Origin of the sequence: Pseudoalteromonas sp. TAE79 (assembly GCF_000498015.1) — a bacterium.
Lineage (GTDB): Bacteria > Pseudomonadota > Gammaproteobacteria > Enterobacterales > Alteromonadaceae > Pseudoalteromonas.
The window spans coordinates 1-10,445 of sequence record NZ_AUTL01000216.1; the positions used below are offsets into that span (position 1 = coordinate 1).

Here is a 10,445-nt window from a genome sequence, read left to right on the forward strand (position 1 = left end):
ATAGCAAAAAGATTTTTCCATGTGGTGTGCTGCAATGAACAAGGGCGCTTAGTTAAAAAGAAAATGTTAAAGCGTGCGCAAGTGTTATCTTTTTTCCAACAACACACTACGTGTTTAGTTGCTTTAGAGGCCTGTGCAACTTCTCATTTTTGGGCTCGAGAAATCAGAAAATGTGGTCATCAGATAAAGCTTATTCCACCTCAGCATGTAAAAGCCTTCTTAGTTGGCAATAAAAATGATTATAACGATGCTTTAGCAATTAGCGTTGCTTCAAAACAACATCATATTAAGAGTGTCTGTATAAAATCAGTTGAGCAACAAGATAACCAAGCACAGCACAAAGCGAGAGAATTAGCGGTCAGACAAAGAACGGCACTATGCAATCAAATCCGAGGCTTAACTGCTGAATACGGAATTATTTTAAATCAGGGTATAAACACAATACGCAAAAGTATCCCCCTAATTTTAGAAGATGAAAATACCGGATTATCAGGCGCATTTAAAGCGGTACTAAAGCAGTTAGAAACACAATTGAGTAACTTAGACAGCTGCATTGAAACTTACAGTACATTAATAGTTGAAACAGCAAAAAATAATGATATTTGCCAACGGATCCAAACAATACCTGGATTTGGTCCTATGGTATCAAGCGCCTATTTCAATGAAGTTGGAAATGGCAGTAACTATAAAAGAGGCCGCGATGTTTCAGCGTCTTTAGGTATCGTTCCGCGTCAACACAGTAGTGGCGGGAAAGATACTTTACTTGGGATAAGTAAGCGAGGAAATAGCTACTTAAGGTGCCTGTTGATCCAAGGAGCAAAAGCGGTTGTCTCAAGAGCAAAAACGAAGAATGATAAATTAAGTCAATGGATAAACCGACTGGTTCAAACTCGAGGGCATAATCGAGCATGTGTAGCTTATGCCAACAAGATGGCGAGAATGGCTTGGGCTATTAGCGCTTCAGGTGAGAGTTACTCACCCGTATAAATACTCTTCAAAGAATTGCGTAAGTGGCTAAAACGATGACATAACAGGTCAAACCTGCATATTGAAAACCTATAGAGTTCAGTGGTAGTAAATACCGATAACCTGATCAGGACAATATGCGCGGATTACATCAAGGTCAGAAGTAATAATCTTCACTAAAAGACCGTATATATGACAGCAAACCTGTCCCTGCTATCGTTGAATGACACCTTGCAATACTGGAGGAGACCATATATGAACTAAGTAGGTATTGGGGTCGTATAGTTGCCTTATAAATTTACTAGTAAGAGTCGCTATATTAAATGAATAAATTAAACCCTAAAAAATTATTGAATAGTAAATGGACCGCAACACCTGCTATAAATAAAGAAAAACACTTCATTATTGTTGAGGTGGAATTTGATGAAGACGGTAATGTAATTGAATGTATTACTGAGGCTGTTATGTCAAAAAATCAATATCCAATTAGTTGGCGCGATTTAAAAGATAACCAAAAGTGGCTGCAAGGGTGGAAGTAGTTTAAATCTATGTAATTTTACCTCTCTCTAATTGCGGCACTTTTGCAGATAGCTGATACACGATGTAGGTTTGCTTAAGTCAAGCGAACCTATATTTTACAACGCATCAAATTATGAGTTGAATGCTACAACTTAGCTTTAACATTGAAACCTTTCTAGGTAAATTCGCCATTTGGCAACAAAACAGTTAATTTCAAAATATCCTTTCAAAATTTTTATAATAAATCTCAAAATTAATGTAACTAACTAATCATAAAGGAATTAATTTTTTAATAGACGTGAATAAATCCTATGTAATTTCCATGTTCATATTCAGTTTATTTTGAGGGCTAACCAAAATGCCCTCTTATTGGCTTTTTAGCAAAAGTGTGTCTTTTTAATTAAACTTAACCAATTGATTTATAGTGCTTTATTGTTTTTAGTTAAATGGCTGTTGCTAAATAGCAACAATAACACCTCCCCAAATTAAGCTTTTCTCGCTTTATATCATTTAACTTATTGTTTTTAAATAATAAATAAAAAGTGGCACCGAAGTTGTAATACCTAGAGTGTATTAAGCAAAACGTGATGAAAGCCAAAGGCCTAATCGCAACAACCCAATGAAGGAATACTATTATGAAAACATTTCAATCAACACTAGTACTAATGGCGCTAGCTTCTTCATCAGCGGCTTTTGCAGCAACAGATTTTGATACGCTAGACGTAGACGGTAATGGCGCAATTAGCCAAGCCGAAGCATCAGTAGATGCTGAGCTTTTAAGCAAATTTGAAGAACTCGATACAAACCAAGATGGTGAGTTATCAGAAGATGAGTTCTCTGAGGCCTAATTTCAGAGCCTTAAGTAGTTAATGCTCTGTGATGTAATCTAAATTCTGAGTTGCCAAAGACAACCTAAATAGGCAAGGGAGCCTACTAAAAAGAATAACCAGGAAGTGACTAGAGAGCACTATAGAGCAAATTTATTTAGGACACCGCATACTTTTGAAGGATTAAATTATGAAAAAGCTACAATCAACATTTGTACTTATGGCTATTGTTTCTTCGTCAGTAGTATTTGCAAACACAGACTTTGAAACACTCGACGCAGACGACAACGCTTCAATTAGTCGCTCTGAAGAATCGGCGCAAGTGATAGAGCAATTTGACGAGCTGAATGTTCAAAGTAGCGGTGGTCCGACAGAAAATGATTTTTTTGAATATTAATTTATAGACACTTTACTCCTAAAGGATCTTTGAAAAGGACTTCTTACCCCTAATCAGGCTCAAAGCCTAAGGAAACGATTATGAAAACATTACATAAAACTTTAGCTCTTGTAGCCCTAGCTTCTTCTTCAGCGGCGTTTGCTGCGGTAGATTTTGATTCTTTTGATACAGATGGCGACGGCGTAATTAGCAAAACAGAAGCCCAAGTAAACTCGCAACTAGTACAGCTTTTTGATCAATTAGATACAGATGGAAATGGCGAGTTATCTAAAGAAGAGTTTTCGAAGGTTCAGTAATAAGCTCTATGTAGAACCTTACCAGTCATACTCACAAAGCAGCTAAGTAATTAATACTTAGCTGCTTTTTTGTGCATTTAATTTAATATATTACTATTTAGTCACCAAAGTAGTGCAAAACTTGAGTTTGAATAGTGTCAAGTTACTGATTGTTAAGTTATTTTATTGTTGGTTTTAAACTTGCAAATCTATTTATAACTTAGGTTAATGAGTATTTAAAATGGCGCGAATGAGTTATATCAGTAGTGTTGAGCGCTACCACGAATATGAGCATGTAATACACAGTTTACTTGAATCTATCTTGATGAGTATTGAGGATGGGTTAACTAAAGAGCGTGATACTCGCTACCTGATTAAGCAGTACCCATTTCTAGAATTACAATATTGTTTAAATGCAGAAGGTTTGCAGCAGGGTAATAATGTCTGCTTTAAACGGGCATATAGCAAAAAACTAGGTGAAAGTGGTAATCAACAAGATTTAAGCGAGCGACCCTATTTTTTGAACGCTAAAACAAGTGATAGGGTGTGCTTTACTGATCCCTACATTTCTATAGCGACTAACCATTTATGTATATCGGCGATTAAAGAACTAAAAAAACCAATTAATAATCAACATTACTTGGTCGTTGATGTGAGCTTAACGCAGCTTATTGAGTTTGTAATGGGTGATACTGCGCGCGCTAATATGTCGCCTTACTTTAAAGCGGGTTACGGTATTATTGTGGCGTGCTTATTTTGCTTAGTATTATTTTTACTGAATATCGTTTTTAGTGATATATACGCGCTATTAACCCATGTAGATACCTCATCAGATCCACTTGAACCCTTTAGTATCATTATTTACATCACCCTAGCATTAGCAGTATTCGATTTAGGTAAAACAATACTCGAAGAAGAAATTCTTATGCATAAGGATATTTTTAGGCACTCATCTACGCGGCGCACTATTACACGATTTATATCTACCGTGTTAATTGCTATATCAATTGAGGCGTTGTTAACTATGTTTAAAGCGGCGCTGGGGCAATCGGAATATTTAATGCCTGCAATAGCGATGATGCTGGCAGTGGTGGGGCTTTTAATTGCACTGGCTATTTATGTTTATTTAGGGGCAAAGGCCGAAACGCTATTAATGCGGGCTCGTTTAAAACAAAAATCCTCCAAGTAGGAGGATTTTTATATTACATAACTATTAATAGTTATTTATTGCTTATCTTGCGCGCGTTTGGCTTTAAAGTCAGACTCGCTAGTCCACTTTGGCCAATCGCCATTGTTTGCAAGTTGAGTGGCTATATCAACAATAAGATCTATATCTTGCTTAACACCACCTAACGACCAATCAGCTGAGTAGTCGTCTGCTTCTTTATGGTACTTATGCGCTATATAGTCAGAGTCGGTATCGCCCAGGCTCATAAATAATAGACTGGGCACGCCTTGCTTAGAAAGTGAGAAATGATCAGATCTAAAAAACAAGCCATTTTGCGGGCGAGGATCCATTTTAACAACACGGCCTTGTGATTTTGCAGCCTTTGCTAAATAGTTTTCCATTGTCGATAAATCTTTACCGTATTGTAAAATGTAGTCAGTGCCATCAAGCACGTTCATGCCATCAATATTTAATAGACCGACCATTTGTTTTGTAGGTACAACCGCACCCGATGCAAATTCTTCAGAACCAATTAACCCCGTTTCTTCTGCTGTAAAGTTAGCAAAAATAATTGAGCGTTTAAACGGTTTTTGCTTATTCATTTTGCTCATGATGCGTGCTATTTCAAGCGTGGCTGCAGTGCCTGAAGCGTTATCTACTGCGCCGTTATAAATCTTAGGGCCAGTATCAGTTTGTTTAGTACCAAAGTGGTCCCAGTGAGCGCTTATAACAACGTATTCGTCAGGTGATTCGCTACCTGTAATTTGTGCAATTACGTTATGCGATTTGGCATGCGATACTTCGTTTTTAAAGGCAAGATTTGCTTTTAAGTTAAGTGGCGTGGCTTTAAAGTCATCATTTAATGCTGCTTGTTTTAAATCTTGATAGTTAAGCTTTGCGGCGTTAAACATTTTCTCAGTCGCATCAAGTGTTAGCCAGCCCATAACCGGTAATTTAGACGCGTTTAAATTGTTATCCATTAACGTGTATTTAGTGCCGGTGTTTGAACTTTCAACTACGCCCCAAGGGTATGCCGCAGGTGCTGTTTCATGAACAATAAATACAGCCTTTGCACCTTGGCGAGCGGCTTCTTCATATTTATAAGTCCAGCGACCGTAGTAGGTCATTGCATTGCCAGTAAAAAGGGCATCGTTTTGAGAAGCAAAACCTGGATCGTTAACGAGCACAACCACTGTTTTACCCGTTACATCAATATTTTTATAATCATTCCACTTATATTCTGGCGCATTAATACCATAGCCAACGAATACAACGTCAGAGTTACGTACATCAATTAATGGCTGAAGTTGCTCAGTACGCGCAGTAAAGTCTTTACCTGATTTAAAGCTTAAATCACCTACCTTTAACTGCATATCCTGATTAGCTGTCACCATTGCCATTTTTACAGGCTGTAAGTATTTACCTTTATAAGCACCGATTAAACCCAGTGCTTTATATTGCTCACTTAAGTAGCCTACTGTTTTCACTTCGCCATGAGTAAGTGGACCTCGGCCTTCAAAGTCATCAGAGGCTAGCGTTTTAATATGCTGTTTAATATTGCTAAGGCTTACACCGGCTGTATTTTCTAATGGGGTTTGTTTGCTTGCAGGCTCTGAGCAGCCAAAGAGTGCAACTAGCAGGCTTAGGCTAGCGCTTTTTAAAAGAGTATATGCCATAGTCTTCATATTGTTATTTAATTGGGCTTTCAATATAAAGGAAGCACTGCAGCGATGTCGAATTTTTATAGAGAACTTTTCACGCAATTGCAGATTAGCTATCAGCCATTAGTAAAAAACCAGCGCAAGCTGGTTCTTTTAACTTTAAGTAATAAATTATTACTTAAGCATCCGCTAATTTCACGCGGATCTTACTTTTATCAACAGTAGATTGGTTAAGTGCTTTAATAGCGCTTTTGCTTTCTATGTCGTTTGGCATTTCTAAAAAGGCAAAGCCTTTAGATTGGCCAGTGTCTTTATCAAGTACTAAGTTACAGGTAGTCACTTTACCGTGCTCTGCAAATAAAGTACGAAGCTCATGCTCAGTGGTAGCACGAGACAAGTTACGAACTAATAGTTTCATAATGAACCTAAATAATTATGTCAGTGCTAATTATCTCAACTTAGATGGGTTTAACCTAATTTTATTTGATAAATGGTAAAAAAAACTTATCACATACAAAAATGCCATTAGTTTAATTTATTAACTAACGGCATTTTTTACCATAAAAGTAGTTTAATACTTAAGTTTACTTATTTCACTTCTTTGCCCGCTGCTTGTTGATCAGCATGGTAGCTTGAACGCACAAACGGGCCAGAAGCGGCGTGAGTAAAGCCAATTTCGTCTGCATACGCTTTTAAGCCGTCAAACTCTACTGGTGGCACGTAGCGTTTAACCGGTAAGTGATGCTTAGATGGTTGTAGATATTGGCCTACAGTTAGCATGTCAACGTTGTGTGCACGTAAATCGCGAAGTACTTCTTCAATTTCGCTAATTTCTTCACCTAAACCTACCATTAAGCCTGACTTAGTTTTAACTTCTGGGTGAGCTTCTTTAAAGCGACGAAGTAATTCTAATGACCATTTGTAGTCAGCACCTGGGCGAGCTAGTTTGTATAAACGTGGCGCAGTTTCAAGATTGTGGTTAAACACATCTGGTGGCGTCTCGATTAATATCTCTAGTGCGCGGTCCATACGGCCACGAAAATCAGGTACTAAAATTTCGATAGTAATAGTTGGATTATGTTTACGAATCTCGCGAATACAATCGGCAAAATGCTGTGCACCACCATCACGTAAATCATCACGGTCAACTGAAGTGATTACAACGTAGCTTAGCTTCATATCTTTAATAGTAAGTGCTAGCTTTTCAGGTTCAGTGGCATCAGGTTTTAATGGGCGACCATGAGCAACATCACAAAATGGGCAACGACGAGTACAAATTGCACCTAAAATCATAAAGGTAGCTGTACCGTGGTTAAAACATTCAGATAGGTTAGGGCACGAAGCCTCTTCACATACCGAGTGTAAGCCATGCTTACGTAGCGCTTTTTTAATGCCGTCAATGCGATCGGTTGATTTAGGTAAGCGAATTTTTAACCATTCTGGCTTACGCAACATTTCAGTTTTTTCTGTAGGTAAAACTTTTACTGGGATCAACGCCATTTTTTCTGCGTCGCGTAGTTTTACACCTGGTTCCATTTTGACTGGTTTATTCATTCGTTTTCAAACCCTTCAGTATGCTTAACCTGTGTTGCATTAAGCTTCTTGATCATGTGTTTCACCAATCCTTCACCTGCACTTTCTAGGTTTTGAGGACCATCTAATTCTTTAGTTTGCACCATATTCATGCCCGCATAACCACATGGGTTAATGCGTAAAAATGGACTTAGGTCCATGTTAACATTTAATGCTAAGCCATGAAACGAGCAACCACGACGAACCCTTAACCCAAGGGATGCAATTTTGCTGTCGTTAACGTAAACACCGGGTGCATCAGCTTTAGCATAAGCTTCAATACTATACTCGGCGAGTGATTCAATAATGCACTCTTCAAGCCATGTAACCAGTTCACGTACACCAATCTTTAAACGACGTAGATTAAATAATACATACATCATTTGCTGGCCAGGGCCGTGATAAGTTACTTGTCCGCCACGGTCAACTTTAATCACCTCAATGTCGCCAGGAGCTAGTAAGTGTTCGTCCTTACCAGCCTGACCTTGGGTGAATACACTCTCGTGCTCTACAAGCCAAATTTCATCTGGCGTATTTTCATCACGGGTGTCGGTAAAGTCCTGCATTTTTTGCCAAATTGGCATATAACGCTGACGACCCAGTTGGCGTACGATCAAAGTGTTTTCGTTCACAACAAATCTCAACTATGGCTTAAAGCATGTGGCGTACGTCATCAATATTGCTGATCACGTTGTAAATTTCTTCAATGTGTTTGCCACTGGTAACCGTTGCTACAAGGCTTACTGACTCGTAATTACCTTTGCTGCTTGGTTTTACTTTAGGGGCGTAATCGCCAGGTGCTATTGGTTGTAACTTAGCTAAAATTTGATCAGTTAAGTTTACATTAGCTAAACCCATTATTCTGAATGTAAATGGGCAAGGGTACTCTAGGTACTCATCAAATTTAGTATCTTTAACAGGTTGAACCACGACGGTGACTCCTCATACAAAAGTGTGGACTCTATGCAAGCTCGAAGCTTAATACAGATAGGCAATTAGCAGTCTTGCTTATATGGGGCGCATTCTAACATTTTTCAAGCAAAAAAAAACGCCTCACAGTGGAGACGTTTAAATTAGTTACCCTAGTTAATAGGGAAGCTATAAATTACTGCATGATCTGTAAACGTAAGTAATCATAAATTTTGCTAAAGAAGCTGCCTTCTTCCACTTCTTCAAGTGTGACTAGTGGGTATTGAGCAATATCTTCGCCCTCTAGTTGTAAGAATAACGTACCTACTTTAGTACCTTTAGCAAGGGGTGCTTCAAGTGTGTTATCTAGCTCAAAGTTAGCTTTAAGGTTTTTATGCTGACCACGTGGGATAGTAATCGGTGTATCTTCTAAAATACCTAAAGATACATTTTCTTTGTTACCCATCCAAATACGTTGTTCTGCAAAGCTATCGCCTGCTTTGTACGGAGTAATTGTTTCATAAAAACGAAAACCATAGTTAAGTAGTTTTTTACTTTCTACTTTACGAGCTCGTTCGCTGGTAGTACCCATAACAACAGCAATTAAACGCATATCGTTTTTAGTTGCTGAGGTAACTAGGCTGTAGCCAGCTTCTGATGTATGACCAGTTTTAATACCGTCAACATCTAAGCTTTCGTCCCACAATAATGAGTTACGGTTATATTGCTTAATGCCGTTATAAGTAAACGATTTTTGCTTATAAAGTGCATATTCATCTGGCACATCACGAATAAGTGCAGCACCAAGTGTCGCCATATCGCGAGGCGTTGTGAAGTGCTCGTCAGTATCAAGGCCGTGGCTGTTGATAAAGTGGCTGTTGCTCATACCTAATTTAGCAGCATGGGCATTCATTAAATCAGCAAATGCGCTTTCGCTTCCAGCAATATGCTCAGCCATTGCAACACATGCATCATTACCTGATTGGATAATAATACCGTGGTTAAGCTGATCAACACTAATTTGCTTACCTACTTCAATAAACATCTTTGAAGATTCTGGGAAGTTTTTAGCCCATGCTTTTTCGCTTACCGTTACCATATCGGTAGTGGCAATATTACCTGCTTTAATTTCAGTACCAATTACATAACTGGTCATCATTTTAGTTAAACTTGCAGGTGCTAGCTGTGTATCGGCTTCACCTTCAGCAATAACTTTACCTGTTGTAAAGTCGACCAAAAAATAACCTTTTGCATTAACTTGAGGTGGTGCCGGAATAATTTGGGCGCTGGCTGAAAATACGGCGGCTGTACAAACTAGGCCGCATACACCTTTGAGGATTTTATGTTTAATAGATTTCATCATACTCATTAATGGTTAAAGTTAAAGATTCGCGTTACGCCATTTTATACCCAAACCACCCCAAGATGCGAGCATCCTGGGGATAGTTTGGGTATTAGTCTTACTGAGTGTAAAGCAAGAACGCGTTTTGAAATTGATTTTGTTTTAATTTTTTTAATACTTCGTTTGCATGAGGGGTGTCTTTTATTGGCCCTAAATGCAGTCTGTAAATGTCGTCTTTTTGAACGATATTTGTTGGTAATTTGTATTGCTCTCGCAATGTGCTGGCAAGCGCTTCAATATTAGCAAGTGTACTACCTGCAGCTACCTGAATATAGGTTTGACGCGCAGTTGCGCCCGCAAGCGTAACGGCTTCTAGCTTAACCTTTGCTGTACCATGGGTGTAATAGCCAAGCTTGTAAGCGGCTGCGTACGAAAGGTCAATTATTCTATCGTCATGAAATGGGCCACGGTCGTTCACGCGAACGATTACCGATTTACCATTTGCTGTATTGGTTACTTTAACAAAGCTAGGTAGTGGCAGCGTTTTATGCGCTGCGGTCATGGCAAACATATCATACGTTTCACCATTTGAAGTGTGATAACCATGAAATTTACGACCATACCAAGAGGCAATGCCTTCTTCATTAAAGCCTGTTTCATCAAGCATGGGTGAATAACTTTTACCAAGCACTGTATATGGGCGACTAGCGCTGGCGCTTTTAGTTACTTCGGTAACTATAGCGTCTTGCATCTCAAGTGTAGTCGGGGCTCTAAGTGGTGCTGCATCATGGCGCATGCTATAGCGGCTA

13 protein-coding genes are annotated in these 10,445 nt (G+C 38.7%); 6 read left to right on the forward strand and 7 right to left on the reverse strand.

Translation table 11 applies throughout. The features are described 5' to 3' along the window. The 6 genes from L655_RS0115990 to L655_RS0116015 all read left to right on the forward strand — a co-directional run. Positions 1-987 (forward strand): IS110 family transposase (locus tag L655_RS0115990; protein ID WP_024604568.1); only part of this gene is annotated, 987 nt, incomplete at its 5' end. A gap of 302 nt (positions 988-1,289) precedes the next feature. Then, positions 1,290-1,505, forward strand: coding sequence for a TIGR02450 family Trp-rich protein (locus L655_RS0115995; RefSeq protein ID WP_002958506.1), 216 nt, complete (start codon positions 1,290-1,292; stop codon positions 1,503-1,505). 615 nt (positions 1,506-2,120) lie between these two features. Beyond that, the gene (locus tag L655_RS0116000; RefSeq protein ID WP_024605574.1) at positions 2,121-2,333 is read left to right on the forward strand and encodes a calmodulin; all 213 of its coding nucleotides are present in this window, start codon (positions 2,121-2,123) and stop codon (positions 2,331-2,333) included. Positions 2,334-2,502: 169 nt separating this feature from the next. After that, positions 2,503-2,709, forward strand: a complete 207-nt coding sequence (locus tag L655_RS0116005; RefSeq protein WP_024591130.1) for a hypothetical protein — start codon at positions 2,503-2,505, stop codon at positions 2,707-2,709. Positions 2,710-2,789: 80 nt separating this feature from the next. Then, on the forward strand, positions 2,790-3,005 hold the full coding sequence (locus L655_RS0116010; protein WP_024597051.1) for an EF-hand domain-containing protein: 216 nt from the start codon (positions 2,790-2,792) through the stop codon (positions 3,003-3,005). A 220-nt stretch (positions 3,006-3,225) separates the two neighbouring features. Further along, positions 3,226-4,173, forward strand: a complete 948-nt coding sequence (locus L655_RS0116015) for a PDC sensor domain-containing protein (protein ID WP_024605575.1) — start codon at positions 3,226-3,228, stop codon at positions 4,171-4,173. A gap of 35 nt (positions 4,174-4,208) precedes the next feature. Here L655_RS0116015 and L655_RS0116020 read toward each other — a convergent pair whose 3' ends face one another. From L655_RS0116020 to L655_RS0116050, 7 genes are all read right to left on the reverse strand, one after another. After that, positions 4,209-5,828 carry a M28 family metallopeptidase gene (locus L655_RS0116020; protein ID WP_024605576.1) on the reverse strand — a complete coding sequence of 540 codons (1,620 nt, stop codon included), beginning with the start codon at positions 5,826-5,828 and terminating at the stop codon, positions 4,209-4,211. A 163-nt stretch (positions 5,829-5,991) separates the two neighbouring features. Next, entirely contained in the window at positions 5,992-6,231 is a 240-nt protein-coding gene (locus tag L655_RS0116025) for an RNA recognition motif containing protein (RefSeq protein WP_024605577.1), read from the reverse strand. A gap of 170 nt (positions 6,232-6,401) precedes the next feature. After that, on the reverse strand, positions 6,402-7,367 hold the full coding sequence (gene lipA, locus L655_RS0116030) for a lipoyl synthase (protein WP_002958515.1): 966 nt from the start codon (positions 7,365-7,367) through the stop codon (positions 6,402-6,404). Next, positions 7,364-8,017: a lipoyl(octanoyl) transferase LipB gene (gene lipB / locus L655_RS0116035; RefSeq protein WP_024605578.1), complete on the reverse strand. Its 654-nt coding sequence runs from the start codon at positions 8,015-8,017 to the stop codon at positions 7,364-7,366. Before lipB ends, lipA begins: the two co-directional genes overlap by 4 nt. A 19-nt stretch (positions 8,018-8,036) precedes the next feature. Continuing rightward, positions 8,037-8,315 carry a DUF493 family protein YbeD gene (gene ybeD, locus L655_RS0116040; RefSeq protein WP_002958517.1) on the reverse strand — a complete coding sequence of 93 codons (279 nt, stop codon included), beginning with the start codon at positions 8,313-8,315 and terminating at the stop codon, positions 8,037-8,039. Between the two features lie 175 nt (positions 8,316-8,490). Then, a complete protein-coding gene (locus L655_RS0116045) occupies positions 8,491-9,654 on the reverse strand; it encodes a serine hydrolase (RefSeq protein WP_010554697.1) in 1,164 nt (387 codons plus the stop codon). Positions 9,655-9,754: 100 nt separating this feature from the next. Then, positions 9,755-10,445: septal ring lytic transglycosylase RlpA family protein (locus tag L655_RS0116050; protein ID WP_033012082.1), on the reverse strand; the 691-nt coding region annotated here is incomplete at its 5' end.